Origin of the sequence: Luteimonas terricola, from assembly GCF_004352845.1 — a bacterium.
GTDB classification, from domain to species: Bacteria; Pseudomonadota; Gammaproteobacteria; order Xanthomonadales; family Xanthomonadaceae; genus Luteimonas; species Luteimonas terricola.
Map to the genome: position 1 here is coordinate 1 of NZ_SJRX01000008.1, position 26591 is coordinate 26591.

The following is a 26591-nucleotide window of genomic DNA, read 5'->3' on the forward strand; positions in this document are numbered from 1 at the left end:
GCCTTCGCGGCTCATGTCCCCCGGCATCCGCCTGGCGGCGGATGCCTCCTCCTTTACTTCCCCGCGAAGGCCTTCCGGCCACGACGGGGCTCGGCGTTGCTGCGGGTTCGCGGGATACCGGCTTTGCCCTTGGGGGCGCCGCGTACTGCTGCGCACCGGGTGCCAAGGCCCTTGAGAGCGAAGTCAAGGAGGAGGCGATGGCCGCAGGCCAGCGCCGGGGGACATGAGCACTCAAGGGCCTTGGCACCCGGCGCCCGAGAGGATCAATGGCGCGCCATTCCCTCAGTTGGGAGAAGAACCTTCTTTTCGCGCGATGCGATAATCCGGCGTCCAGTCCTGTGTGGATGCCCCGCCGATGTCGACCCGCCACGACCCTTCCCGCACCGTCCGCGCTCCGCGTGGCACGGCACTCAGCTGCCGCTCGTGGCTGACCGAGGCGCCGTACCGGATGCTCCAGAACAACCTGGACCCGGACGTGGCCGAGCGCCCGGAGGACCTGGTGGTATACGGCGGCATCGGCCGCGCCGCGCGCGACTGGGAAAGCTACGACGCCATCCTCGAATCCCTGCGCAAGCTGGGCGACGACGAAACCCTGCTGGTGCAGTCGGGCAAGCCGGTTGGCATCTTCCCGACCCATGCCGACGCGCCGCGGGTGCTGATCGCCAACTCCAACCTGGTGCCGGCCTGGGCCAACTGGGAGCACTTCAACGAGCTCGATCGCAAGGGCCTGATGATGTACGGCCAGATGACCGCCGGCTCGTGGATCTACATCGGCAGCCAGGGCATCGTGCAGGGCACCTACGAGACCTTCGTCGAGATGGGGCGCCAGCACTACGGCGGCAGCCTCAAGGGCCGATGGATCCTGACCGCGGGCCTGGGCGGCATGGGCGGCGCGCAGCCGCTGGCGGCGTCGCTCGCCGGCGCGAGTTCGCTGACCATCGAGTGCCGCCAGGCCAGCATCGATTTCCGCCTGCGCACCCGCTACGTCGATGAACAGGCGACCGACATCGACGATGCCCTGGCGCGGATCGACAAGTACACGAAAGCCGGCGAGGCGAAGTCGATCGCGCTGCTGGGCAACGCGGCGGAGGTCCTGCCGGAGCTGGTGAAGCGCGGCGTGCGCCCGGACTGCGTCACAGACCAGACCTCGGCGCACGATCCGGTGCACGGCTACCTGCCGGTTGGCTGGACCGTCGAGCAGTGGCTGGCCGGACAGGACGCGCATCCGGAAAACGTGCGCGACGCGGCCAAGCAGTCGATGCGCGTGCACGTCGAAGCGATGCTCGCCTTCCACGCCCGCGGCATCCCGACCGTCGACTACGGCAACAACATCCGCCAGATGGCCAAGGACGAGGGCTGCGTGAACGCGTTCGACTTCCCGGGCTTCGTGCCGGCCTACGTGCGGCCGCTGTTCTGCCGCGGCGTCGGCCCGTTCCGCTGGGTGGCGCTCTCCGGTGATCCCGAGGACATCTACAGGACCGACGCCAAGGTCAAGGAGCTGATCCCCGACGACGAACACCTGCACAACTGGCTGGACATGGCGCGCGAGCGCATCGCCTTCCAAGGCCTGCCGGCGCGCATCTGCTGGGTCGGCCTGGGGCAGCGCCATCGCCTCGGACTCGCCTTCAACGAAATGGTCCGCAACGGCGAGCTGAAGGCGCCGGTGGTGATCGGTCGCGATCATCTCGATTCGGGCAGCGTGGCTTCACCCAACCGCGAGACCGAAGCCATGAAGGACGGCAGCGATGCGGTCAGCGACTGGCCGCTGCTCAACGCGATGTTGAACGTCGCCGGCGGCGCGACCTGGGTCAGCCTGCACCACGGCGGCGGCGTCGGCATGGGCTACAGCCAGCACAGCGGCGTGGTGATCGTCTGCGACGGCAGCGAGGCCGCGGACCGCCGCCTGGCGCGCGTGCTTTGGAATGACCCCGGTACCGGCGTGATGCGCCATGCCGATGCGGGCTACGAGATCGCAAAGCAGTGTGCGAAGGAACAGGGGCTCAAGCTGCCGATGATCTGAGCGGCGCCGGCTCGGCATCGCTTCACGGCAGGATGAACAGGAAAGCGGGATGATTGCGGCAGTCCACCCTCAGGTATGGAGCAACATTCGATGGTCAACGGACAAGGTTCCACCGGCAACGTCATCGCCGCCATCTGCAGCCTCATCGTCCCCGGCCTGGGCCAGCTGGTGCAGGGACGCGTGCTCTCGGCGATCCTGTGGTTCGCGGCCGGCTGCATCGCCGGCGGCCTGACCTGGATCCTGACCCTGTCGCTGTTCCCGTTCGGCTGGTTCGTGGTCAGCCTGTTTTCCTGCATCAGCGCGGCCCTGTACCGGCGGCCTGTGCAACGGTAAGCGTGCCGCCCTCCAGCGCAACGCGGAGGGCATCCGATGCCGCAGGTCCGTTGCTTACGAAGCGACGATGGCGGCGCGCGCCGCCACGGTGGCCTCGTCCGGATGCTGCGCCGAATCCGCGTGCTCCAGACCGGCGAGGACGGTGCGGACGCGCGACATGCCTTCTGGGCGTCCAAGCTCCCAAGGCCTATTCATAAATGTCTAAACGTGCTATACTTTGCTCCGTAAGTCACTGTAAACATTAAATTTATTTGTGGAGGATCAAAATCACCAGCCAGATCAAGCACTCAATCCTGTCCCTTTTCTTCCCTCGCCGCCCTTCCCGGACCACGCGCTCCCGCGCCAGGTCGAAGCCGGCCACGAGCCTCACGCGCATCCAGGCCGGCCTGCCGCAGGCACGCTCCGCGCCCGCCCATCACGTGCCTCGCCGCCGCAGCAGCCCGCACGTCGCCTATATCCACGGCAGCTATCGTTTGCGGCCGCGCCGCGACTCCCACATCGGCCAGCGGATGTTCCGCATCAGCTGACCCGCACCATCCTGTCCATCAGGTGCTCGACGATGGCGTCCATGTCGCCGCAACGGCCCATGTGCACCTGCGAGGTCTGGATGACGGCACTCCGTTTTGCGGTCAGCCAATGAAAGCGCGCGCGCTGCGGGAGCAGGCCGATCGGGCCGCCCCCGGGGCCGCCTTCGCAGATGCGCCGGATGGCGTCGAGGTGGCGCCGCAGGGTCGGCAGGTCGATCCGCGGATCCAGTGCGCGCAGGCGGGCCTCGTCGAGTTCGACGACCGCCTTGAGGTACCCCGTCTTCTCGCAGGAGACGATCACGCCCACGTTGATGAACTCGCCGCGCTCCACGCGCGGCACCACCCGGATGACGGCGTAGTCGTAGCTGTCATGCGCGCGCATGGATGGCCTCCTGCACGAAGGCATGCGGCAGCGCCAGGCGCTGCTGCAGATAACTGGTGTAGGCGTCGCGCTGCTGCTGCGGGCTGGCAAAGCCGTCGCCGCCCTGGAGCCATGGGTCCGGGACCAGCGCCACGATCTGCGCCAGCCGCTCCGGCGGCAGCAGGGCGCTGAGGCGCACGTCCGCCTGCTCCAGTTCGCTGGCCCAGGGAAGCAGGACGTGGTCGCGGATGAGCGGGAAGGGCTTCCCGGCACCCGAGGTGTCGCCGTCCCAGCCGTGGTGGAAGTACAGCGACGCGCCGTGGTCGATCAGGGTCAGCTGGCCGTGCCACACCAGCAAATTGGGGTTGCGCGCGCTGCGGTCGACGTTGCTGGTGAACGCATCGAGCCAGACGATCGCCGAAGCGAGTCCGGCCGACGGCTGTTCCGCCACGGGGTCGAAGTTCACCGCGCCGGGAAGGTAGTCGAGCGCGATGTTGAGGCCCGCGCTGGCCTGGATCAGCTGCTGGATCTCGGGATCGCCTTCGGTGCGGGCCAGTCCGGCATCGAGTTCGATGAAGACGATCTCCGGAACCGGGAGGCCCAGCGCGCGTGCGATCTCGCCGGAGACCAGCTCCGCCACCAGCGCCCGCGGCCCCTGGCCGGCGCCGCGGAACTTGAGCACGTACATACCGTCGTCGTCGGCCTCGACGATGGCGGGCATCGAGCCGCCTTCGCGCAGGGGCGTGACGTAGCGGGTGGCGTGGACGGTGCGTGGCATCGGGCAAGGATAGCGTCCGGCGTGCCGGAGTGGCTCTTTCGGCATTGTCCCGCCCTCGGCCTGCGGCGTAGTCTGGCGAACCGCTTCGTGCGGCCGGCCCGGCCGGTGCGCGAGCCGCCCCGCCGTCACGCGAGCCGTATCCGAATGAGCCAGCCGCCAAGCCCACAGCCCGGTCCGTCGCGCAGCCTGTTCCGCACCAAATCCATCGAGCAGACCATCGCCGACAGCCACGAGCCCGGCCGCGAACTCAAGCGCACGCTCACCGCCTGGGACCTGATGATCCTGGGCGTGGCGGTGGCAGTGGGCGCGGGCATCTTCTCGGTGGGCGCGCGTGCGGCGGGCAGCTTCGCGGGGCCGGCGGTCACGGTGTCCTTCATGCTCGCGGCGCTGGCCTGCGCGCTGGCGATCATGTGCTACGCGGAGTTCGCCTCCAGCATCCCGGTCGCCGGCAGCGCCTATACCTACACTTACGCCACGCTCGGCGAGTTCCTGGCCTGGATCATCGGCTGGGACCTGATCCTCGAACTGCTCACCGCGGGCGCCGTGATCGCCAAGTACTGGGGCATCTACCTGGCGATGGTGTTCGAGCTGCTGGATGTCCACATACCCACCACCATCGACGTGCTGGGCATCGGCGTGGACTGGGGACCGCTGTTCATCGTCAGCGTGTTCACGGCGCTGCTGATCATGGGCACCAAGATGTCGGCACGGGTCAACAACGTCTTCACCATCATCAAGGTCGGCATCGTGCTGTTCGTGATCGTGGTCGGGCTGACCTATTTCAACGCCGACAACCTCACGCCCTTCATCCCGCCGGCCGTACCTGCCGAAGGCGGCGGCGCGGACGCCTGGTCGCAGTCGCTGTTCTCGTGGATGACGGGCGCGGAGCCGGCGAAGTACGGCGTGGCCGGCGTGCTGTCGGGTGCGGCCCTGGTGTTCTTCGCCTTCATCGGCTTCGATGTGGTCGCGACCTCGGCCGAAGAGGTCAAGGATCCGCAGCGCACGCTGCCGCTGGGCATCTTCGGCGGCCTGGCCCTGGTCACGCTGCTGTACATCGGCGTGGCCTTCGCGCTGACCGGCATGGTGCCGTACACGCTGCTGGCCGAAGCCGAGAATCCTTCGCTGGCCACGGCCTTCGTGGCCGTCGGCGCGGGCTGGGCGGCGCAGGTGATCTCGATCGGCATCCTGGTCGGCCTCACCACGGTGATCATGGTGTTGCTGATGGGCCTGTCACGCGTGCTGCTGGCCATGAGCCGCGACGGCCTGCTGCCGCGCTGGCTCAGCGTCACCTCGGAAACGCGCAAGACGCCGGTGCGGCTGCAGCTGATCAGCGGCGCGGCCGTGGCGCTGCTGGCCGGCTTCACCCAGGTCGAGATCCTGGAGGAGATGATCAACATCGGCACGCTGTCGGCCTTCGTGCTGGTGAGCATCGCGGTGGTGGTGCTGCGCCACAAGCGCCCGGACCTGCCGCGCGCCTACCGGGTGCCGTTCTCGCCGGTGCTGCCGATCGTCTCGGCCGCGCTGTGCTTCTACCTGATGCTCAACCTGACCACGCTGACCTGGGTGCGCTTCGCGGTGTGGCTGGCGATTGGTGCGGCGATCTATTTCGCCTACGGGCGGCGGCACGCGCGGGTCGGGTTGCCGTCGGCCCCGTGATGGAACCCGCATGACCGATATCGCCATCCTCACGCCCGATCCCGCGGACCAGAGCTATCGGGATCTGTGGCAGAAGGTGCTGGCGCGGCTGCAGGACGCGCTGTCTTCACAGGGCATCGTGGCGGTGCCGACGCCCTGGACCGCGCACGTGGACGCTGCCGATGGCCTGCGGCGCTTCGCGCGCGTGCTGCCGCTGCTGGTCTGGGGCTACCACTGCGACCACGCACGCTGGCTGCGGGCCTGCGCGACCTGGCGGCAGGCCGGTATTCCGATGTCCAACCCCGCCGACGTGCTGGCGTGGAACTCCGACAAGCGCTACCTGCTCGAACTGGCCGCGCGCGGCGTGGCGGTGCCGCCGACGGTGCTGATGAGCGAGGTGACGGGCGCGCAGCTGCGGCGGGTCTTCGCCGAGACCGGCGCCGACGAATTGATCGTGAAGCCGACGGTGTCCGGCGGCGCCTGGAGGACGCGGCGCGTGCATCGCGACGCGGCCCTCGACGAGGTGCCGGCGGGCGACGCGCATGGCGGGGACATGCTGGTCCAGCCCTATCTGCCGACCATCGCCAGCGAAGGCGAAACCTCGCTGCTGTTCTTCGGTGGCACGCTGAGCCACGTGGTGAACAAGCGGCCACCGGCCGGCGAGTTCCGCGTCCAGGAGCAGTTCGGCGGTGTCTACACGTCGCTGCCGGCGCCGCCGGCCGGTGCGCTGGCGCTTGCCGAACGCACCTTGGCCGCCATCGACGCGCCACTGCTGTATGCCCGCATCGACACCGTGCCCGATGCCGAGGGCAACTGGCTGCTGATGGAAGCGGAACTGATCGAGCCGGATTTCTATCTCGGCGCGGATCCGCGACGGGGTGAGGGCTTCGCCGCGGCCCTGCAAGGGCTGCTGTAGCCGTTAACGGGCGCCGGCTGTCGCAGGGGCTGCGACAGCGACGACGCAGCATGCGGGCCCAGCCGCCGCCGGAGCCTGCAGTCCTTGAACGCCATCCTCAAGCCCGGGAAGGGCCTTGCCGCCGCGACCGGCAGCGACGCCCTGGCCGCGAAGCTCGCGGCCAAGTATCCCGGCCGGATCACCGGCAGCCTGTTGCAGCCGGGGCAGGGAGGCGAGTACGCACCGTTCCCGGACGGCCTGCCGGAACCGCTGGCGCGGGCGCTGCGTGCGCGCGGCATCGAGCGGCTGTACAGCCACCAGGCACGCGCCTGGCAGGCGACGCAGGCCGGTCGCCACCTGGTCGTCGCCACGCCCACGGCCTCCGGAAAGTCGTTGTGCTACACGCTGCCCGTGGTGGCCAGCGCGCTGCGCGAGCGCGGCAAGGCGCTGTACCTGTTCCCGACCAAGGCCCTGGCGCAGGACCAGGTGTCCGAGCTGCTGGAACTCAACGCCGCCGGCGACCTCGGCCTGCGCGCGGCGACTTTCGACGGCGACACGCCCGGCGACGCGCGCCGCGCGATCCGGGTCAGCGGCGACATCGTGGTCAGCAATCCCGACATGCTCCACCAGGGCATCCTGCCGCACCACACCAAGTGGGCGCAGTTCTTCGAGAACCTGCGCTACGTGGTGATCGATGAAGTGCATACCTACCGCGGGGTGTTCGGCAGCCACGCCGCCAACGTCATCCGGCGGCTGAAGCGGGTGTGTGCGTTCTACGGCGCATCGCCGCGCTTCATCCTGTGCTCGGCGACCATCGGCAACGCCGGCGCGCACGGCCGCGCGCTGATCGAAGCTGCGCTCGACGAGGTCGAGGTCATCGAGCACAGCGGCGCGCCGCGCGGCGACAGGCACGTGCTGCTGTGGAACCCGCCGGTGGTCAATCCCGACCTCGGCATCCGCGCGTCCGCGCGTTCGCAGTCCAACCGCATCGCGCGGCTGGCGATCCGCGCCGGGCTGAAGACGCTGGTGTTCTGCCAGTCGCGGTCGATGGTCGAAGTGCTCACCAAATACCTCAAGGAAGTCTTCGACCACGACCCGCGCAAGCCGCGCCGCATCCGCGCCTACCGCGGGGGCTACCTGCCGACCGAGCGCCGCGCGGTGGAGCAGGACATGCGCGCGGGTCGCATCGACGGCATCGTCAGCACCTCGGCGCTGGAGCTGGGCGTCGACATCGGCAGCCTGGACGTCGTGGTGCTCAACGGCTATCCCGGCAGCATCTCCGCGACCTGGCAGCGCTTCGGCCGCGCCGGGCGCCGGCAGCAGCCCTCGCTGGGCGTGCTGGTGGCGAGCTCCGAGGCGCTGGACCAGTACGTGGTGCGGCACCCGGAGTTCTTCGCCGCGGCCAGCCCCGAGCAGGCGCGCATCGAGCCCGACCAGCCGCTGATCCTGCTCGACCACATCCGCTGCGCGGCCTTCGAGCTGCCGTTCCGCAACGGCGACGGCTTCGGCCCGGTGGATCCGGGCCCGTGGCTGGAAGTGCTCGCGGAAAGCGGCGTGCTGCACCATGAAGGCGAGCGCTGGGAGTGGATCGCCGACAGCTATCCTGCGCAGGCGGTGAACCTGCGCTCGGTGGCCGACGGCAACTTCGTGGTGGTCGACAGAACCGATGGCCGCCAGAAGATCATCGCCGAGGTCGACTATTCCGCCGCCGCGCTGACGCTGTACGAGGGCGCGATCCACATGGTGCAGTCCGAGCCCTTCCAGGTGGAGCGCCTGGACTGGGAGGGCCGCAAGGCCTACGTGCAGCGCACGCACGTCGACTACTACACCGACGCCATCGACTACACGAAGCTGAAGGTGCTCGATGACGCCGAGCAGGCGCCGGCGGGCCAGGGCTCGGCGCACCTGGGCGAGGTGCACGTCGTGCGCCGCGTGTCGGGCTACAAGAAGATCCGTTTTCACACCCACGAGAACATCGGCTACGGCCCGGTGACGCTGCCCGACCAGGAGCTGCACACCAGCGCCGTGTGGTGGCAGCTGCCGCAGCGGGTGCTGGAGGATGCGTTCGCGATGCGCCACGAGGCGCTGGACGGCTTCCTCGGCGCGGCGCATGCGCTGCACCTGGTGGCGCAGGTGGCGGTGATGGCGGAGTCGCGCGACCTGCTGAAGTCGGTGGGAAGCGGTGATGGTGCGTGGTTCGCGAACCGCGACGCGCGCGGTGCTGGAAACGACCCTGGTGACGGCGTGATGGTGCTCGCCGGGGCCGGACGCTTCACGCCCACGCTGTATCTCTACGACAACTATCCCGGCGGCGTCGGCCTCTCGTCGCCACTGTACGAGCGCCGGGCCGAACTGGTCGCGCAGGCGCGCGCGGTAGTGGCGAGCTGCGACTGCCACGGCGGCTGCCCGGCCTGTGTGGGCCCGATCCTGGCCACCGACGAGGACGCCGCGCGGACGCCACGGCAGCTGGCGCTGCGCGTGCTGGATCTGCTGGTGACCGGATGAGCGCGCTGGCGAAGAGGCTCGCCGGACTGCGCAGGCAGGCGGGTTCGGCGGCGCCAGCGGCCGCCCTTTCCACGGGCGATGTTTCGGGGGGTGGATCGGATCCCGCCCGCGCGCTGCGCGAAACGGGGGGCGCGTATCGCAACGACGCCAGCGCCGCGAAGGCTTCGCGCGAAGCCACGATCGCCCAGCTCCGCAGCCTGTTGAAGATCCGCACCGCGCCGCCGCCGGCACCGCGCAGTCTCGACCGCGCACTCCCCGGCGAAGAAATCGCCCCCGGACTGCGCTACCACGAGCAATGGACGCCGTGGCCTGCAGGCGAGGACACGCTGCCGCTCCACGGCATCGGCCAGGACGACATCCCGCGCGCGCACCTGCTCGCCTTCGACACCGAGACCACCGGCCTCGCCGGCGGCACCGGCACCCGCGCCTTCATGATCGGCGCCGCCGACTGGCGCGATGTTGGCCTGCGCATCCGCCAGCTGTGCATCACCAGGCTGGCGGCGGAGGAGGCGATGCTCGCGGCCTTCGCCGGTTGGCTGGAGCCGGAGACGGTGCTGGTCAGCTACAACGGCAAGAGCTACGACCGTCCGCTGCTGTCCACGCGCTACCGCCTTGCGCGGCTGCGCGATCCGCTGCCTGAGCTTCGCCACGTCGACCTGCTGCACCCGGTGCGGCGACGCTACCGCGGCGTCTGGGCGAACTGTCGCCTGGCCACCGTCGAACGCGAGCTCCTGGGCGTGCTGCGCGAGGACGACCTGCCGGGCTCGGAAGCGCCAGGCGCGTGGCTGGCCTACCTGCGCGGCGGCAGCGCCTCCAAACTGCGCCGCGTTGGCCTGCACAACGCGCAGGACCTGCGCAGCCTCTGCGGCCTGCTGGAGGCGCTGCAGGACGTGGCCGAAGGCGATTCAAGGGTCTGCACGCTGCCGGTGATCGCCTGAGGGCAGGCATACTCCCCGGCTGCACGATTCACATCCGGGAGCCCAACATGTCCGCAACAGGCCGAGTCCGCCTGCGTCTTTCCACCCTCTGTCTCCTGATGCTGGGCGCATGCGCGGCCGCCGGTATCGCGCTGGCGCTGCCTGGCGTCGTGCCGCAGGACGCCGTGCGCGACAACGTCGCGGCCACGCGGCTGCATGCGCTGTTCGATGCCGACGGCGCATGGCGCCGGCAGGAATACGGCTATACCGAAGTCGACGGCCGCTGGCGGCAGTCGGCGCGCTTGCCCTCGAACACGCCCGAAGCCTGGGAGCGCCGCGCGGCGCACTGGTCCGACACCCTGGCGAAGCTGGACGCCATCCCTGCCGATGCGCTCACGCGCGAGGACCAGGTCAACCTGGCGGTGTTCCGCACCGCGATGCAGGCCGATGTCGAGAACGCCGTGCGCCGCACCTGGGAGGCGCCGTTCAACAGCGACACCTTCTTCTGGACGGGCTTCGCGCCGCGCCAGCCGTACCAGAGCGAGCAGGAGTGGCGCGACTACATTGGCCGCCTGGGCGACATCCCGCGCGTCTTCGACGAGCACATCGACAACATGGAGCGCGGCCTGGCGCGCGGCTGGAGCGTGCCCCTCGCGTCGCTCGACAACCGCGACAACACCATCGTGCCGTACACGCTGGATGACGCCGCCAACCCGCTGCTCGCGGCCTTCGACACGATCCCGGCGACCCTCCCCGAAGCGGTGCGCGCACAGCTGCGCGCGGACGGGCGCAAGGTGGTGCTGGAGGAGGCCGTGCCGGCCTACCGCCGGCTGCTGTCCTATATGCGCAAGGACTACCTGCCGCGCACCCGCACGTCGATTTCGGCCGCGGACCTGCCCGACGGCGCGGCGTTCTACCGCGGCCAGATCCGGGAGTACGTGACCCGCGACATGGATCCGCGCGAGATCCACGAGCTCGGCCTGGCCGAGGTCGCGCGCATCTCGGCGGAAATGCGCGAAGTGATGGCGCGCGCCGGATTCGAGGGCTCGTTCGAAGAATTCCTGGCCTACCTGCGGAGCGATCCGAAGTTCTACGCCAGGAGCCCGCACGAACTGCTCGCCACCGCCGCCTACGTGGCGAAGAAGGTCGACGGCCAGCTCAAGCACGTGCTCGGCACCCTGCCGCGCTACCGCTTCACCATCCTGCCGGTGGCCGACGACATCGCGCCCAACTACACCGCTGGCCGTGGCGGGCTGGAGGCCTGCTGGTTCAACACCTACGACCTGCCGTCGCGGCCGCTGTACAACCTGCCGGCGCTGACCCTGCACGAATGTTCGCCCGGCCACAGCCTGCAGGCCGCGCTGGCGCTGGAGGCGCCGGAGCGGCCGGACTTCCGCCAGCGCACCTACTTCTCCGGCTACGGCGAGGGCTGGGCGCTGTATACGGAATGGCTGGGCACGCTGATGGGCATCTACGAGACGCCCTACGAGGACTTCGGCCGCCTGAGCTTCGAGATGTGGCGCGCCGCGCGGCTGGTGATCGACACCGGCCTGCACGAATACGGCTGGAGCCGCGAGCAGGCGATCGAGTACCTGGCCAGCCACGCCGCGCTGTCGCGGCCGGACATCGTCAACGAGGTCGACCGCTACATTTCATGGCCGGGCCAGGCGCTGTCGTACTACATCGGCTACAAGACCATCCGCGACCTGCGCGTGGAGGCCGAGCTGGAACTGGGCGCGGACTTCGACCAGAAGACCTTCCACGACACGATCCTGCGACTGGGATCGGTGCCGCTGCCGGTGCTGGAGGAAGAGGTCCGCGGCTTCATCGCGGAACAGAAGGCCGCGCTCTCCGAAGTTTAGGGGGCAGCATCGAGCGGCGGCGCGCCGGGGACGACGTCCGAAGGCGGGATCCCCACGTGCAGCGCATTCTCCACGTCGCGCACGCCGCCGCAGCCCTCGACGAGGTCCTCGGCCAGGCGCTTCATCATGCGGTGCGGCACCGAACCGGACAGGCGGACCACGCCTTCGCGCACCTCCACGCTGATATCGCTGGCGTCCAGCGAATCGTCGTCCGCGAGGGCGTCGCAGACATCGTCATGGATGCGCGCGTCGTCGCGGCGGTAAGCCCGTGGACCGACGCCGCGGTAGCCATGGACGGAGACATCGGACGCGCCGGCCGCACGGCCCTGGTTGAACTCGTCGCGCTTCTCGCCCAGCCAGTCGCGCGCGGCGCCGACGCAGCGTCCGCCGAGCTTCATCGCATCGCGCGCCACATCGCGGAATTCCTCGCTGGCGCTGCCGGTGGTGGATCGGGTCATCGTCAAGCCTCCATGGAGTTGGCGGGCGGAGTGCGTCGCCTTGGAGGCAGTGTCGGACGCGGCGTGTTCAAGCCGCGTTACGCCGGGATGACGCCGCGAAGGCGCGCGATCCCGGAGGGGCGTCGAAGCCGGCTCAGCCGGCGTCCATCGGATAGACCGCGCGGATCGGGCATCCCGACTTCGCACCCAGGATCTGCATGCGGTCGGAGCCGGTCATGAGGAATTCCGTGGACCTGCCATCGGCCAGGAACAAGGGCTGCCCCGGGCCGCTCCCTGCGCTGCCGACAGAGGCGGTTCCGCGGGTGCCGGTCCTGATGTCGTCGCCCGGGTTGCCGCAGATCAGGCCGATGCCCACGCCCGAGCGGAACGAGATTCCCACTGGCCCCGAAAGATGCGGGCAGGAACGCACCAGCTCCACGCGGTAGTAGCGGTTGCCGCCCGAGCGGCGCGGGTTCACCTCCACCACCACGCCCCTGGGATCCTCGGACCAGCCGCGCACGTGCCTGGGGTTGAAGCAGTAGTTGTGGGATGCCGCGAACCCGTGCCGGCGCTCGCCCTTGACCACCACGGTCGCCAGCGTGGTGCTGCCGTCGGCGCCGGTCTGGCTGGCGCGCGCGTGCTGCGCGTACTCGGCCGAAGTGATCGGCGCCACCGCGGCCACCGGACACAGCTGCGAGTCCACCGACACGTACTCGTTGCCGGTGCCGCACATCCAGCCGTTGGCGGCCAGCATGCGGGTGTTGCTGGTGGCGGTGACATCAGGGCACGCGGCACCCAGTTCCACGCGGAAGCGCTGGCCGTCCGACTGCACCATTGCCAGCGTGCGTGCGTCGGACTGGAACACCTCGCTGACCTCGCGGGCGTCCAGGCAGTGCGGCGCCGGTGGCGTGCGGGATTCGGCCGCGACGGACAGCGGGGCGAGCAGGGCGAGGGCAGCGGTGACGAGGGTCGCGCGCGAGGTTGACGTGACCATGGGGTCCATTCCGGTCGGGATCTTCGCGAGTCTAAGGCAGCGGTATTGCATTTGCGACGCGGTGTCCCGCCTTGCCGTGCGGCCATCGAAGTTCCACGATGGCGCGAACGAACATGCCGGAGCCCCCATGCAGACCATTTCCGTCCCCGTATCCGTTGGCGAACTGGCCGACAAGATCTCGATCCTGCACATCAAGCACGAACGCATCGCCGACGCCGACAAGCGCGCGCACGTCGCGGTCGAGCTCGAAGGACTGCGTCCGATCTGGCGGAAGCTCGTGGACGCGGCGCCCGAACTCGACGGCTTCTACGACCGCCTGAAAGCGGTCAACGAGCTGATGTGGGACGTGCAGGACGGCCTGCGCGCCCGGGAAGCCGCCAAGTTGTTCGATGACGCATTCATCGAGTTGGCGCGCGCCGTCGCGGCACGCAACGGCGAGCGGGTGGCGATCAAGAACGAGATCAATCGCCTGGCGGGTTCCGAGTTCATCGAGGAAAAGCAGTACCAGGGAGGCGCGTGATGCCCGACGCGCTGTATGCGGCGAAGAGGGCGGGGCGCAACGGGTATCACGTGGGCGCGTAGCAGGCCGGTTCCCTGCCGGCGCGGCGTCCGCCCTCGGCAACCGAGACCTGATTGACCGAACTCGCGATCACCGACAAGCGCGTGATCGCAAGTTCGGCCTGGTCCGCAGGCAGACAGTCGAGCTCCTGCACGGCAAGGTCGAGGGATTGACCGTGGACCAGGGCATCCTGGGTCGCATCCTCAATTTCGGCACCGTCATGGTGAATGGCACGGGTTCGGGGCGCACTCCGATTCGCGGAATCTCGGAGCCGTTGGAGTTCCGAAGTCCGCACTGGCCGAGATCGAAAGCAAGGCCTGACCGAGCGTATCGCCGGGGCTTGATGCCTCGGCTTTCCCTGCGTGGCCCCATTTTCATCGAGGGATGTCATCACCAGCACCGCCGCTTGTTTCCGGGCCTGGTCGCTGGCGACGGCAACCGAGCCCGGCGTTAGGTCCGGCCGCAGCCGGTAGCCGACCTTGGGCGGAACAAGCAGGGCCCCGCGCGTGCGGGACCCTGCCCCTGGCTTACTCCGTCGACGCCTCGTCTGGAGTTTCTTCCTCGGGGTACCACGAGTAGCGCCAACCGAGTGGCGCGTCGGCATCGACCGCGCGTGCGACGTACTGTCCATCTGGCAGCGCCTGTACAACACGATCGGTATCGTCGCGCAGTGGCGCCTCCGTCACGTCCGTTTCTACGCGGGCGGGGAGTGAGCCGGCAAACAGGCGGCTCAGCAGCGTCTCGATGTCGGTCGCACCTTGCGTGAGCGCGGAACGAACCAGGCTGCAGTCGTCGGCCGTCCATGCGCGCGCGCGCGCAGCCGCCGCTTCGCGCGGTGTCCACTCAAGTCTCTTGGCCTCGCGCATGCGCGCTTGGTGGGTCCTGAGCAATCCGCTGGCGGCGCGGCGGGCCGTACGATCGCCCGCGTTGGCGGCTTGGATCAGCTTGTACGCGCCAGTGTCCGCGAAGCGCGTGGTCTCGCGGGAGATTGCGGCTTCCACGTCTGCCGGGGTCTTCCTGGCCAATGGGACGATGTCTGACACCACGACAAGGTCATCGCTCCACGCTGGCTTCTTCTGCCAGCGCGTCGGCGCCCCTGGCAGTTGCGCCGAGTACGCGGCCAGCGCGACCGAGGTGACCAGCGCGGAATAGTCCGGCGTCATGCTGTAGGTCGCCACCAGCTCGTAACGCGGCTCGTCCTGCGGCACCAGATCGTCCACCGAATGATCTGGCGCGAGCACATGCCGTTGGACGCTTCGTCCCGCACCCCATGGCGTGCCACCAACGCTGCGCTCGATCGCCCCCAACAGTGCGTCGGTGTTCGACAGCTTGCACTGGGCACGGTCGAACTCCGTGTTCGCATCCCGGACCTGGTTCTTGGCTGAGGCTTTGGCTTCGGCATTGATGAGTACCGAGGCGATCAGGCCACCGGCGAGGCCAGCGGCAGCCGCGCTGCCGTACGACAGTCCGGGCGTGCTCGCGTATAGGTTGTTTGTGGCGTTGGCGGCGGTGGCACCCACGTTGATGTACCCGTAGGTGATCTGGCTCTTGAGCCGGTCATGCGCGGCGACGGCGTGCACTGCCATGCCCGAGAGTAGTTCGTCTTGCGATGGATCGTGGCCCCCCGGCCTTTCCTTCGCCGCGTGCGCGGAACCGCATGCGCAGGCAAGAACCGCCGCCGCGAGCGGCAGCCCAATGCTTCGACTCGTCATTTCTTCCCCTTTCCCCTGAATGCGCGAACGCGCCGCGAGAGCTTATCCACAAGCCGCAAAGCTCGTAAAGTGGGTTTGGCTTAGGGCAGGTGAGTCCGACCGCGTGGGTTTACGGAACGGCAGCTGGGCAAGCTCGGATCCAGGGCGTGGCCGGAAGGCACGCAGCCCCCAATCCGCTGATATCGATCAGCCGATGTCCGCTTCCAACCCGAGCGGACATTGCGCGCGGTGCAGTAGTGATGCCGGGAGAGACTATGTCGACCGCCCGGTTGCCACATCTTCACAAACCATCTACGTATTCCAACGCCAGACTGGTCCTGATACCCCAGACGAAGGACGATTGAAATGCTTCTGACCAAACAACATCTGGTGATGGCGCGTACGCTCGGCGTGGCGATCATCGCCATCGCGGGACTTGCCGGCTGCGCAACCTATGCTGACGAGTTTGCGGGGATCAACTCACGCCTCGATCGACTCGACACGGAGGTGCAGAACGCGGCCCAGAGCGCCGAATCCGCCAATCAGTCCGCGCAGCAGGCCAACCAGCGGCTGGATCAGATCGAAAGCCGCGTCCAGCAGCTCGAAACGAAGCCGGGCCGCCCGCCGCGGGGTTAAAGGAATATCCCATCCGTACGTATACACACCCTGCGATCCGGGCCGTTTATGGCGTGCTCGCGCTGGGGCTGGCTTTTTCGAGCTTCGGCGTGGCCAGCGCCGAGGATGCCGCTGCGAAACCGGTCGCCGCCGTCGACCAGCTTCCGCAAGGCCAGGATGTGTCCGGCACGGTCATTGAGCTCGCGGGCTGGGTTGTCGCAGCCAGGGACAGCGAAGGCTATCCGTTCGCGGTCATGGACAAGGCCGCCGCACAGATCTTCGTGTTCGGCGGCGACGGCCGGCTTCGCGGCGCGGCGCCCGGGCTATTTGGCTCGGCGGTCGGCGATCATACGGCGCCCGGCATCGCCGGTCTCGCGCTTCGCGAGATTCCGGGCCGGGATCGCACGACGCCTGCTGGTCGCTTCGTGGGCGGTTACGGTCCGTCAATCGACGCTGGGCGGGTGCTGTGGGTGGACTACGATTCCGCGGTCTCCATCCACCCGACCGCTACTGGCGTCCCGGCCGAGAGACGCCCGGAACGCCTTGCATCGCCTTCGCCGGACGACAACCGCGTCACTCATGGTTGCATCAACGTCTCGCCCGAGTTCTACGAGCAGGTCATCCGTCCGACGTTCGCGCGGGGCGGGGTGTTCTACATCCTGCCGGATGCGGCGCCGATAGCGGAGACCTTCCCGGAGTTCGCGCAAAGCGCGACTACGCAAGGCAACGATTGAGGACGCGCACGGCCCGCCCGCCAGTAAAAGGCGCGTCGACGTGTTGCCTTCGCCCTTGACCCAGACATCCGTCTCCTCGGCATTGCTCCGTAAGCGGCTGCAGAGTCAGCCGCAAGCGATTGATCTGAAACCCCCTCTCATCCCCTGAGACCGCCCGGCGCTGGAATCTTCCGACCGCCGGGCTTGCTTATGCCCGCCAAGGTAAATAGATTTTTACCCATGACCGATGACCTCACCCCCCGACAGCGCGACGTGCTCGGCTTCATCCAGGCCCATGCCGGGGCCGAGGGCGCGCCGCCCACGCTGCAGCAGATCGCCGACGCCTTCGGTTTCCGCCAGGCCTGCGCGGCGCACAAGCACGTGCGCCGGCTGCAGCAGGCGGGCTACCTGGAGGTGCGGCCGAACGAGGCGCGCGGCATCCGCGTGGTCGGGGGGATGGCCGGCGCCGGGAAGGCACGGCGGAGCGGGGTGGGGCATGTGCCCGGGACGCGACTGAAGGTGCGCGACGACCGACTGGAGCTGCCGGTGCTCGGCCGCGTGGCCGCGGGTGCGCCGATCGGTGCCGATGCCGGCATCGAGCGTCATGTGCTGCTGGACCGCGCGCTGTTCACCAGCAAGCCGGACTACCTGCTGCGGGTGAAGGGCGACTCGATGCGCGACGACGGCATCTTCGACGGCGACCTGGTGGCGGTGCAGCGCGCCAGCGATGCGCGCAACGGGCAGGTGGTGGTGGCGCGCGTGGAGGGCGAGATCACCATCAAGCGGCTGGAGCGCACGCGCAGCCGGATCCGCCTGCTGCCGCGCAATCCCGACTACGCGCCGATCGAGGTGCCGGCAGGCGCGGACTTCGCCATCGAAGGCCTGTACTGCGGACTGGTGCGCACGGCGTGAGGGCATGGCGATGACCTCCGTGACCGCGCTCGCACCCTTGCCCAGCCTCGACGCCATGCTGTCGGCGCGCACCGTGTGGCGCGGCGGTCACACGCCGGTGGTGGCCGCCGGCGGCGAGCCTACCGGCCATGCCGGACTCGACGCGCTGCTGCCGCAGGGCGGCTGGCCGCGCGCTGCGCTGACCGAACTGCTGCTGCCGGCCGACGGCGTGGGCGAATTGTCGCTGCTGCTGCCGTCGCTGGCGCGGCTGACGCAGGCCGGCAGCGTGGTCGCGGTGGTGGCGCCGCCGTACCTGCCCTACGCGCCGGCGTGGCAGGCGGGAGGCGTGGACCTGCGCTATCTCGAGATCATCGCCGCCGACGCGCGCGGTGCGCTGTGGGCCTTCGAACAGTGCCTGCGCAGCGCGGCCTGCGCAGCGGTGCTGGGCTGGCCGCTGCAGGCCGATGCGCAGGCGCTGCGGCGACTGCAGGTGGCAGCCGACAGCGGCGATTGCCTGGGCTTTGCATTCCGCGATGCGAAGCACGCGACCAATCCGTCGCCGTCGGCGCTGCGGCTGGAGTACGCCAGGACAAGCACGGGTGAGAACGCGTGGCATGTGCGCAAATGCCGCGGCGGCAGCGTGCCTACCCGCACGTTCGCAGCAACCCTTGCTGTAGCTGCTCCTGCAGACAGCCGCCTGCGCGCCTGGTCGTAGGAGCACGCAATGCTCTGGGCCTGCATCGCGCTGCCGCGGCTGGCGCTGGACGCCGTCCTCCGCCGTACGCCGGATCCGTCGCGGCCGCTGGCGCTGGTCTCGGGGCCGGCGCAGCTGCGCCACCTGCACGCGGTCAACGCATCGGCGGCCGCCGCAGGGCTGAAGTCGGGCATGCGGCTGTCGGCCGCGCACGCGCTGCTGTCCGACGTGGCCATGGTCGAGCACGATCCGGCGTCCGAGGCGCGCTGGCAGCGCTTCCTCGCCGCCTGGGCCTATCGGCACAGCTCGCAGGTCAGCGCGCAGTGGCCGGGCGCGATCGTGCTGGAAGTGCGCGCCAGCTTCCGCCTGTTCGGGCCCTGGCCGCGCTTCGAGGCGCGGCTGCGCGAGGAGCTGGACGGCCTCGGCTTCAGCCACCGCATCGCACTGGCACCGACGCCGCGCGCGGCGCGGGTGTTCGCGGGGCTGCGCGACGGTTTCGCGGTCACCAGTGCGGAAGCGATGCGCGAAGCCCTGGCGCGGGTGCCGGTGCGCCGCGCGGCGCTGCCCGACGACGCCGGCGAGCGCCTGCATCGCATGGGCGTGCGCACGTTCGGTGCGCTGAAGGCGATGCCGCGTGATGGTTTGCGGCGGCGCTTCGGCATTGCGCTGCTCGACCACATCGACCGCCTGCACGGTGACGCCGACGATCCGTTGGAGTGCTACGCGCCGCCGGACCATTTCGACGGCCGCATCGAGCTGGGCTTCGAGGTCGAGAGCCACCAGGCGCTGCTGTTCCCGCTGCGCCGGTTGATTGCCGACCTCGCCACGTATCTGTCCGCGCGCGATGGCGGCGTGCAACGTTTCACCCTGCGCCTGGAGCACGAGGCGCGGCACGCGCTGCCTTCGCACGAGGCCGATCGCGAGCAGGAGGCCGGCCCCGCGCATACCGACGTGCCGGTCGGCCTGCTGGCCGCCGAGCGCGATGCGGCGGTGCTGTTCGACCTCACCCGCAACCGTCTCGAGCAGGCGGCGCTGCCGGCGCCGGTGATCGCTGTGCGCCTGCTGGCGCGCGAGCTGCCGCCCTTCGTGCCGGCCGCGCGCGATCTGTTCGACACCCGACCGGCACAGGCGGTGCCGTGGCCGCAGCTGCGGGAGCGCCTGCGCGCGCGGCTGGGCGACGAGGCGGTGCATCGGGTGGCGCCCTCGGGCGATCCGCGGCCGGAGCGTGCCTGGCGCCGCGCCGGCGTCGATGACGACGCGGCCTGCGCGGCACCGGCGCCGCCACGCCCGCCGCGTCCGGCCTGGCTCTTGCCGCGCCCGGTGCCGCTGCGCGATCCGCGGCTGCGCATCGTGTCGGGTCCCGAGCGCCTGGAAAGCGGCTGGTGGGATGGCGACGACGCGCGCCGCGACTACTACGTGCTGGAGACTTCGCGCGGGCAGCGCGCCTGGGCCTTCGCGCCACCGGGCGTGCAGGGCGACTGGATGCTGCACGGGTGGTTCGCATGAGCCACGATGACGACTACGGTCTCCCGCCCGGCGTCGCGCCCGATACCCCCGGCGCGCGGGCGCCGCGGATCGTGCGCATGCAGCAGCAGATGGCGCTGGGGCTGCGGCGGGCGACCGGTGTTGGAATGGGCGCGGCCAACGATGCTTTCGCCGCGGTGGCGGGTTCCACCGGAAAGGGCCGCCAGTCCGAACTCTTCGGCGGCGGTGACCGTGGACGCGGCCCGGCCCACGATGCCGCCCCGGCTTATGCCGAACTCCACTGCCTCTCCGACTTCACCTTCCTCCGCGGCGCCGCCAGCGCCGAGGAGCTGTTCATGCGCGCCGCGCAATGTGGCTACGAAGCGCTGGCGATCACCGACGAGTGCTCGCTGTCGGGCATCGTGCGCGCGCACGAGGCGGCGAAGATCACCGGGGTGAAGCTGATCGTCGGCGCCGGGTTCCGGCTCGACGACGGTTTGCGCCTGGTGCTGCTGGTGGAAAACGCCGCCGGCTACGCGCAGCTGTGCCGGCTGATCACCACCGCGCGCCGCGCCGCGGCCAAGGGCGAATACCGCCTGTCCCGCGCCGATGTCGAAGCCCTCTGTGGGAGCGGCTATAGCCGCGATAAAAGCACCATCACCGCGGATGGCTCGCCAATCGCGGCTGTAGCCGCTCCCACAGAAGCCACGGCAAGCGGGCTGTTCGCGGAAGCTGCGGAATGCGGCCTGTTCGCACTGTGGCTGCCGGGTGTCGAGCCCGACGCCGGCGAGGGCGCCTGGCTGCGCAGCGTGTTCGGTGATCGCGCATACCTCGCCGTCGAACTGCATCGCGAACAGGACGATGACGCGCGGCTCCGTCGGCTGCTGGCGCTGGCCGCGAACCTCGGTCTGACACCGCTGGCCAGCGGCGACGTGCACATGGCGACCCGTCGGCAGCGCGTGCTGCAGGACACCGTCACTGCCATCCGCCACGGCCTGGCCCTGGCGGAGGCGGGCGCGCATCTGTTCCGCAACGGCGAGCGCCACCTGCGCACGCGCCGCGCGCTGGGAAACATCCATCCGCACGGGCTGCTGGCCAATGCGGTGGAGCTCGCAGGGCGCTGCAACTTCTCGATGTCCGAGGTGAAGTACACGTACCCGGCCGAGCTGGTGCCCGAGGGCGAGACTCCGGCCAGCCGGCTGCGCAATCTGACCGAAGCCGGCATGCGCAATCGCTGGCCGGAAGGAACGCCCCCGAAGACCGTCCAGCAGATCGAGGACGAGCTGGCACTGATCGCCGAGCTGGAGTACGAAGCCTTCTTCCTCACCGTCGAGGACATCGTCCGCTTCGCCCGGAGCCGCGGGATCCTCTGCCAGGGCCGCGGCTCCTCGGCCAACTCCGCGGTCTGCTACGCGCTGGGCATCACCGCGGTGAACCCGGTGGAAAGCCGGCTGCTGATGGCGCGCTTCCTGTCGAAGGAGCGCAAGGAACCGCCCGACATCGATGTCGACTTCGAGCACGAGCGGCGCGAGGAGGTCATGCAGTACGTCTACGGCAAGTACGGCCGCGAACGCGCCGCGCTGGCCGCCACCGTGATCCGCTACCGCGGCAAGAGCGCCGTGCGCGACGTGGCCAAGGCCTTCGGCCTGCCGCCCGACCAGGTCGCCCTGCTGGCCGGCTGCTTCGGCTGGGGCAACGGCGAGACGCCGATGGAGCTGCGCCTGCGCGACGCCGGCTTCGACATCGACAACCCGCTGGTCGCGCGCATCCTGGGCGTCACCGCGATGCTGCGCGGCAAGCCGCGGCACCTGTCGCAGCACGTCGGCGGCTTCGTCATCTCCGATGCGCCGCTGTGGCAGATGGTGCCGGTGGAGAACGCGGCCATGGACGATCGCACGATCATCCAGTGGGAGAAGGACGACCTCGAATCGCTGGGCCTGCTCAAGGTCGACTGCCTGGCGCTGGGCATGCTCACCTGCATCCGCAAGGCACTGGACCTGGTGCGCGTGCACCGCGGCCGCGACCTTGAGCTCGCCACGATCCCCGCCGAGGACACGCCGACCTACGACATGATCCAGCTTGCCGATACCGTCGGCGTGTTCCAGATCGAGTCGCGCGCGCAGATGGCGATGCTGCCGCGGCTGAAGCCGAAGACCTTCTATGACCTGGTGGTCGAGGTCGCGATCGTGCGTCCGGGGCCGATCCAGGGCGACATGGTGCATCCCTATCTGCGCCGGCGCATGCAGCAGGAAGCCGTGACGTATCCGTCGCCGGGCATCGAGGAAATCCTCGGGCCGACGCTGGGCGTGCCGCTGTTCCAGGAGCAGGTGATGGAGCTGGTGATCCATGCGGGCTATACGCCCGAAGAGGCCGACCACCTGCGCCGGTCCATGGCCGCCTGGCGCCACGGCGGCGACATGGAGCCGCACCGCCAGCGCATCCGCGAGCTGATGGAGAAGAAAAACTACGCGTCGGAGTTCATCGACCAGATCTTCGAGCAGATCAAGGGCTTCGGATCCTATGGCTTCCCGCAGAGCCACGCGGCTTCGTTCGCCAAGCTGGTGTACGCGAGCTGCTGGCTGAAGCGCCACGAGCCGGCGGCCTTCGCCTGCGCGCTGCTGAATTCGCAGCCGATGGGGTTCTATTCGCCGAGCCAGATCGTGCAGGACGCGCGGCGGGGGAAGGCGGCGCGGCCGGGGGTGGAGGTGCTGGCGGTGGATGTGATGTGCAGCGATTGGGATTGCACGCTGGAGGGAAATCCCCATCCAGCCATCCGCCTCGGCCTCCGCCAGATCAACGGCCTCTCCAAAGCCGCGGGCGACGCCATCCCCGCCGCCCGCGCCCAGCGCCCCTTCCGCGACATCCCCGACCTCTGCCGCCGCGCCAGCCTCGACGAGAAGGCGCGCAGCGCGCTCGCCGAAGCCGGCGCCCTGCAGGCACTCGCCGGCCACCGCCACGACGCGCGCTGGACCGTGGCCGGCATCGAGCGCCAGCGGCCGCTGCTGCCGGGCAGCCCGGACGAGGATGCGGTGGCGCTGCCGGCCCCCGGCGCGGGCGAGGACGTGCTGTCGGACTACCGCGCGCTCGGCCTGAGCCTGCGCCAGCATCCGCTGGCGCTGCTGCGCGACCAGCTGCGCGTGCGCCGGCTGCTGTCGTCGCACGAGCTGCGCGGTCGCCGCCACGGCAGCCACGTGGCCGTGGCCGGTCTGGTCACCCAGCGCCAGCGGCCGCAGACCGCCAGCGGCACCATTTTCGTGACCCTGGAAGATGAGGCGGGCATGGTCAACGTGATCGTGTGGCCGCGGGTGGCCGAGCGCCGGCGCAAGGCGCTGCTGGGCTCGACGCTGCTGGTCGTCCGCGGGCGCTGGGAGCGGGTGGACGGGGTGGAGCACCTGGTAGCCGGGGACCTCGAGGACCTGTCGCCGCTGCTCGGCGGCCTGCGCACCGAATCCCGCGATTTCCATTGACGTCCCCTGCAGGGACAGGTTCACCCGGCGTTCCTTTCGGGGGCGCGGCCAGGCCATAGACTGTGCAGCCATGCCCACGCCGTTCGACTCCATGCCGATCCTGCTCCGTGCGTTCGCCCTGTGTGTCCTGCTCGCCGGCTGTGGCGCGCAGTCGCCCCCAGCGTTTCCCGAGCCGGAGCCCGATGCGATCGCCGAGGCCAATGGCACGGGCGAATTCATCAGTACGCCGGTCGAAGCGCCGCCCAGGGCCTACGACGTGCGCAAGGGCACCGACTGGCCTGAGGCGGATCTGGCCGACGGCACAGCCTCGATCAGCTGTGAACTCGACTACGCCAACCTGGGCGACGGCGAACCGCTGGCCAACCTGTCCTTCCTCGGCGTGGCCGACGCGCTGACGCCCTGCCAGGAAGTTGGCCTGGTGCGCCTGCGCTACGAGGGCAAGATCAACGCCGGCTTCCACGCCCTGGTCGAGCGCGTGGCCGCGATCGCCGACCGCATGGAGATCGGCAAGCGCGTGCTCGACATCGATTCCAGCGGCGGCCAGGTGGAGGATGCGATCAAGGCCGGCGACGCCATCGGCGCTTCGGGCTGGACGATCTGGGTGCGCGAAGGCGCGAGCTGCCACAGCGCCTGCGTGCTGATCCTCGGCGCCGGCGACGTGCGCATGATCTCGGGGCCGGTCGGCATCCACCGCATCATCCGCATGAGCTCCACCGCGACTTCGCGTGCGCAGCTCAACGAAGAGCTGCAGGCGGTCTACGGGCGGGTCAAGGAATACCTGGCGCGCAACGGGGTGGCGGTGGCGGTGGCCGACATGATGATGGCCGTGCCCAATCGCAACCTGCGCCTGCTGACCGCCGACGAGCTGCTTGAATACGGCCTGGACGGTACCAACCCGGCGCAGGACGACCTCGACCGGCTGCAGCTGATGCGCAAGTGCGGCGAGGATTTCGTGCGCCGCCGCGATGCGTTCCAGCGCAACTTCGACTACCACTGCAAGGTGCCCGACCGCGAGCTCGAGGAGCTCACCGACTGCGGCCTGGCATTGCGCGACCAGTACGGCTTCCCGGACGAGACCTGCCCGGACGACAGTCCGATGAGCGAGTTCGACATGGTGCGCAGTGCGTTCTTCCGCCAGCGCGCGCCGGTGCCGGTTGTGCCGGAGGACGTGCCCCAGGGAGGCGACGAATCCGCGTCGACACAGACCGAGTCTGCCGGTCCCACCGCCTCGATGCCGGAGCAGGCCGCAAGCGGATCGCTGTAGGAAGGCACGAGGTGGGAAGGCGCGCGGTGCGGCGGGTTGGCGGGTACTCCGTGGGCGTAAAGACCACCACGTGGTCAGCCGGCGGAGTACCCACCCACCCTCAGCCCCGGCGACCCCAGCCGCTCAGGAGTCGGCGGAATCGGTGAGAAAACCGCCGGACTGCCGCCGCCAGAGCTGGGCGTAGATGCCGCCGCGCGCGACCAGATCCTCGTGCGTGCCTTCCTCGACGATCGCGCCGCGGTCCATCACCACCAGACGGTCCATCGCCGCGATCGTCGACAGGCGGTGGGCGATGGCGATCACCGTCTTGCCTTCCATCAGCCGGTACAGGTTGCCCTGGATCGCGGCTTCCACTTCGGAATCCAGCGCCGAGGTCGCCTCGTCCAGCACCAGGATCGGGGCGTCCTTGAGCAGCACGCGGGCGATGGCGATGCGCTGGCGCTGGCCGCCGGACAGCTTCACCCCGCGCTCGCCGACGTGGGCGTCGTAGCCTCGGCGGCCGGTGGAGTCCGACAGTTCGAGGATGAAGTCGTGGGCCTCGGCCTGGCGCGCGGCTTCGAGCATCTCGGCCTCGCCCGCGTCGGGGCGGCCGTAGAGGATGTTCTCGCGCACCGAGCGGTGCAGCAGCGAGGTGTCCTGGGTCACCACGCCCACGCGCGCACGCAGGCTGTCCTGCTGCACGCTGGCGATGTCGATGCCGTCGACCAGGATCCGCCCGGTTTCGACGTCGTGGAAGCGCAGCAGCAGGTTCACCAGCGTCGATTTGCCGGCGCCCGAGCGCCCGATCACGCCGATGCGCTCGCCGGGGCGCACGTGCAGGTCCAGGCGTTCGATTACGCCGGAGCCCTTGCCGTAGTGGAAGCCGACGCCCTCGAAGCGGATGTCGCCGGTGACCGCCGGCAGTTCCGGCGCGTCGGGGGCGTCGTCGACCGTCGGCGGCAGCGAGATCGAGTTGATGCCGTCCTGCACGGTGCCGATGTTCTCGAACAGCGCCGACAGCTCCCACATGATCCACTGGCTCATGCCGACCAGCCGCAGTGCGAGTGCGATGCCCACCGCCACTGCGCCGGCACTGACCGCGCCTTCGATCCACAGCCACAGGCCGATGGCGGCGACCGCGAATACCAGCCCCATGTTGATCGCGTAGTTGCCGGCGCCCACGCGCGTGGCCAGGCGCATCTGCCGGTACACGGTGCCGAGGAAGCCGTCCATCGCCTCGCGCGCATAAGCCTGCTCGCGCCGCGAGTGCGAGAACAGCTTCACGGTGGCGATGTTGGTGTAGCTGTCGACGATGCGCCCGGTCATGTCCGAGCGCGCGTCGGCCTGCTCGCGCGAGACCCGCTCCATGCGCGGCACGAAGTACGCCATCAGCAGCACGTAGCCGACCAGCCAGCCGGCGAAAGGCAGCATCAACCGCCAGTCCGCGGCCGCCGCGGCCAGCATCGCGCCGACCACGTACACCAGGATGTACACGCCGACGTCGAGCAGCTTGACCACGGTCTCGCGCACTGCCAGCGAGGTCTGCATCAGCTTGGTGGCGATGCGCCCGGCGAACTCGTCCTGGAAATAGCCCATCGACTGCCGAAGCAGGTAGCGGTGCACGTTCCAGCGGATGCGCATCGGGAAGTTGCCGAGCAGCACCTGCAGCTGGACCAGGTTGTCGAGCAGCACCAGCAGCGGCAGGCCGATCACCACCATCGCCGCCATCCATGCCAGCCGCGGACCCTCGGCGGCGAGGAAGGTGGCGGGCGTGTGTTCGCCGAGCCGGTCGACCAGGGCGCCGAGGTAGACATAGAGACTGAGCTCGGCGACCGCGATCAGCGCGCCGAGCACCGCCATCAGCGCCAGCCAGCCTCCGGTGCCGCGCGTGTAGTGCAGGCAGAAGGCGACCAGGCCGCGCGGCGGCTGTCGGGGCGGGGCCTCGGGAAAGGGATCCAGGCGCGATTCGAACCAGCCGAACAGGCCGCGC

At 69.6% G+C, this 26591-nt stretch carries 22 protein-coding genes; 16 read left to right on the forward strand and 6 right to left on the reverse strand.

The window, feature by feature from the left end; translation table 11 throughout:
* Positions 1-355 precede the first annotated feature (355 nt).
* Both hutU and E2169_RS11805 read left to right on the forward strand, forming a co-directional pair.
* Complete coding sequence (gene hutU / locus E2169_RS11800) at positions 356-2020, forward strand: urocanate hydratase (RefSeq protein WP_188726148.1); 1665 nt, start codon at positions 356-358, stop codon at positions 2018-2020.
* A 90-nt stretch (positions 2021-2110) separates the two neighbouring features.
* Positions 2111-2353, forward strand: a complete 243-nt coding sequence (locus E2169_RS11805) for a hypothetical protein (protein WP_132986814.1) — start codon at positions 2111-2113, stop codon at positions 2351-2353.
* A 519-nt stretch (positions 2354-2872) separates the two neighbouring features.
* On the opposite strand, the gene E2169_RS11810 is transcribed toward E2169_RS11805, so the two are convergent.
* Both E2169_RS11810 and E2169_RS11815 read right to left on the reverse strand, forming a co-directional pair.
* The gene (locus E2169_RS11810; protein ID WP_132986815.1) at positions 2873-3262 is read right to left on the reverse strand and encodes a DUF3037 domain-containing protein; all 390 of its coding nucleotides are present in this window, start codon (positions 3260-3262) and stop codon (positions 2873-2875) included.
* Positions 3249-4019, reverse strand: coding sequence for a HipA family kinase (locus E2169_RS11815; protein WP_132986816.1), 771 nt, complete (start codon positions 4017-4019; stop codon positions 3249-3251). Before E2169_RS11815 ends, E2169_RS11810 begins: the two co-directional genes overlap by 14 nt.
* A gap of 144 nt (positions 4020-4163) precedes the next feature.
* Here E2169_RS11815 and E2169_RS11820 point away from each other — a divergent pair, with 144 nt between their 5' ends.
* From E2169_RS11820 to E2169_RS11840, 5 genes are all read left to right on the forward strand, one after another.
* Complete coding sequence (locus E2169_RS11820; protein WP_132986817.1) at positions 4164-5675, forward strand: amino acid permease; 1512 nt, start codon at positions 4164-4166, stop codon at positions 5673-5675.
* A gap of 10 nt (positions 5676-5685) precedes the next feature.
* A complete protein-coding gene (locus tag E2169_RS11825) occupies positions 5686-6570 on the forward strand; it encodes an ATP-grasp domain-containing protein (RefSeq protein WP_132986818.1) in 885 nt (294 codons plus the stop codon).
* 84 nt (positions 6571-6654) lie between these two features.
* A complete protein-coding gene (locus tag E2169_RS11830) occupies positions 6655-9054 on the forward strand; it encodes a DEAD/DEAH box helicase (protein WP_370465121.1) in 2400 nt (799 codons plus the stop codon).
* Positions 9051-9992: a ribonuclease H-like domain-containing protein gene (locus E2169_RS11835; RefSeq protein WP_132986820.1), complete on the forward strand. Its 942-nt coding sequence runs from the start codon at positions 9051-9053 to the stop codon at positions 9990-9992. Before E2169_RS11830 ends, E2169_RS11835 begins: the two co-directional genes overlap by 4 nt.
* 47 nt (positions 9993-10039) lie before the next feature.
* On the forward strand, positions 10040-11833 hold the full coding sequence (locus tag E2169_RS11840; RefSeq protein ID WP_132986821.1) for a DUF885 domain-containing protein: 1794 nt from the start codon (positions 10040-10042) through the stop codon (positions 11831-11833).
* Here E2169_RS11840 and E2169_RS11845 read toward each other — a convergent pair.
* Together E2169_RS11845 and E2169_RS11850 are read right to left on the reverse strand one after the other, a co-directional pair.
* Positions 11830-12291 carry a BON domain-containing protein gene (locus tag E2169_RS11845; RefSeq protein ID WP_132986822.1) on the reverse strand — a complete coding sequence of 154 codons (462 nt, stop codon included), beginning with the start codon at positions 12289-12291 and terminating at the stop codon, positions 11830-11832. The two genes, E2169_RS11840 and E2169_RS11845, sit on opposite strands and share 4 nt — an antisense overlap.
* A gap of 133 nt (positions 12292-12424) precedes the next feature.
* Complete coding sequence (locus tag E2169_RS11850; RefSeq protein WP_132986823.1) at positions 12425-13264, reverse strand: hypothetical protein; 840 nt, start codon at positions 13262-13264, stop codon at positions 12425-12427.
* A 127-nt stretch (positions 13265-13391) separates the two neighbouring features.
* Between E2169_RS11850 and E2169_RS11855 the strand changes: the two genes are divergently transcribed.
* Together E2169_RS11855 and E2169_RS14650 are read left to right on the forward strand one after the other, a co-directional pair.
* On the forward strand, positions 13392-13784 hold the full coding sequence (locus tag E2169_RS11855) for a DUF6165 family protein (RefSeq protein WP_132986824.1): 393 nt from the start codon (positions 13392-13394) through the stop codon (positions 13782-13784).
* 160 nt (positions 13785-13944) lie between these two features.
* A complete protein-coding gene (locus E2169_RS14650; protein WP_425480561.1) occupies positions 13945-14277 on the forward strand; it encodes a PH domain-containing protein in 333 nt (110 codons plus the stop codon).
* 73 nt (positions 14278-14350) lie between these two features.
* Here the strand turns inward: E2169_RS14650 and E2169_RS11865 are convergent, their stop codons facing one another.
* Positions 14351-15409: a hypothetical protein gene (locus E2169_RS11865; protein ID WP_132986825.1), complete on the reverse strand. Its 1059-nt coding sequence runs from the start codon at positions 15407-15409 to the stop codon at positions 14351-14353.
* A gap of 471 nt (positions 15410-15880) precedes the next feature.
* On the opposite strand from E2169_RS11865, the gene E2169_RS11870 reads away from it, so the two are divergent.
* The 7 genes from E2169_RS11870 (at position 15881) to E2169_RS11900 (ending at position 24622) form a co-directional block, all read left to right on the forward strand.
* The gene (locus E2169_RS11870) at positions 15881-16150 is read left to right on the forward strand and encodes a hypothetical protein (protein WP_132986826.1); all 270 of its coding nucleotides are present in this window, start codon (positions 15881-15883) and stop codon (positions 16148-16150) included.
* A gap of 53 nt (positions 16151-16203) precedes the next feature.
* Positions 16204-16863 (forward strand): hypothetical protein, encoded by a 660-nt coding sequence (locus E2169_RS11875; RefSeq protein WP_370465120.1) that lies wholly within the window; start codon positions 16204-16206, stop codon positions 16861-16863.
* A 219-nt stretch (positions 16864-17082) separates the two neighbouring features.
* The gene (lexA, locus tag E2169_RS11880) at positions 17083-17754 is read left to right on the forward strand and encodes a transcriptional repressor LexA (protein ID WP_132986827.1); all 672 of its coding nucleotides are present in this window, start codon (positions 17083-17085) and stop codon (positions 17752-17754) included.
* Between the two features lie 4 nt (positions 17755-17758).
* Positions 17759-18448, forward strand: a complete 690-nt coding sequence (imuA, locus tag E2169_RS11885; protein WP_132986828.1) for a translesion DNA synthesis-associated protein ImuA — start codon at positions 17759-17761, stop codon at positions 18446-18448.
* Between the two features lie 9 nt (positions 18449-18457).
* Positions 18458-19933, forward strand: coding sequence for a Y-family DNA polymerase (locus tag E2169_RS11890; RefSeq protein ID WP_132986829.1), 1476 nt, complete (start codon positions 18458-18460; stop codon positions 19931-19933).
* Positions 19930-23358 (forward strand): error-prone DNA polymerase, encoded by a 3429-nt coding sequence (locus tag E2169_RS11895; RefSeq protein ID WP_229659157.1) that lies wholly within the window; start codon positions 19930-19932, stop codon positions 23356-23358. The genes E2169_RS11890 and E2169_RS11895 overlap by 4 nt, the downstream gene beginning before the upstream one ends.
* 70 nt (positions 23359-23428) lie before the next feature.
* Positions 23429-24622: a COG3904 family protein gene (locus E2169_RS11900; protein WP_229659156.1), complete on the forward strand. Its 1194-nt coding sequence runs from the start codon at positions 23429-23431 to the stop codon at positions 24620-24622.
* Between the two features lie 123 nt (positions 24623-24745).
* Here E2169_RS11900 and E2169_RS11905 read toward each other — a convergent pair whose 3' ends face one another.
* On the reverse strand, positions 24746-26584 hold the full coding sequence (locus tag E2169_RS11905; protein WP_132986935.1) for an ABC transporter ATP-binding protein: 1839 nt from the start codon (positions 26582-26584) through the stop codon (positions 24746-24748).
* Positions 26585-26591: the final 7 nt, after the last annotated feature.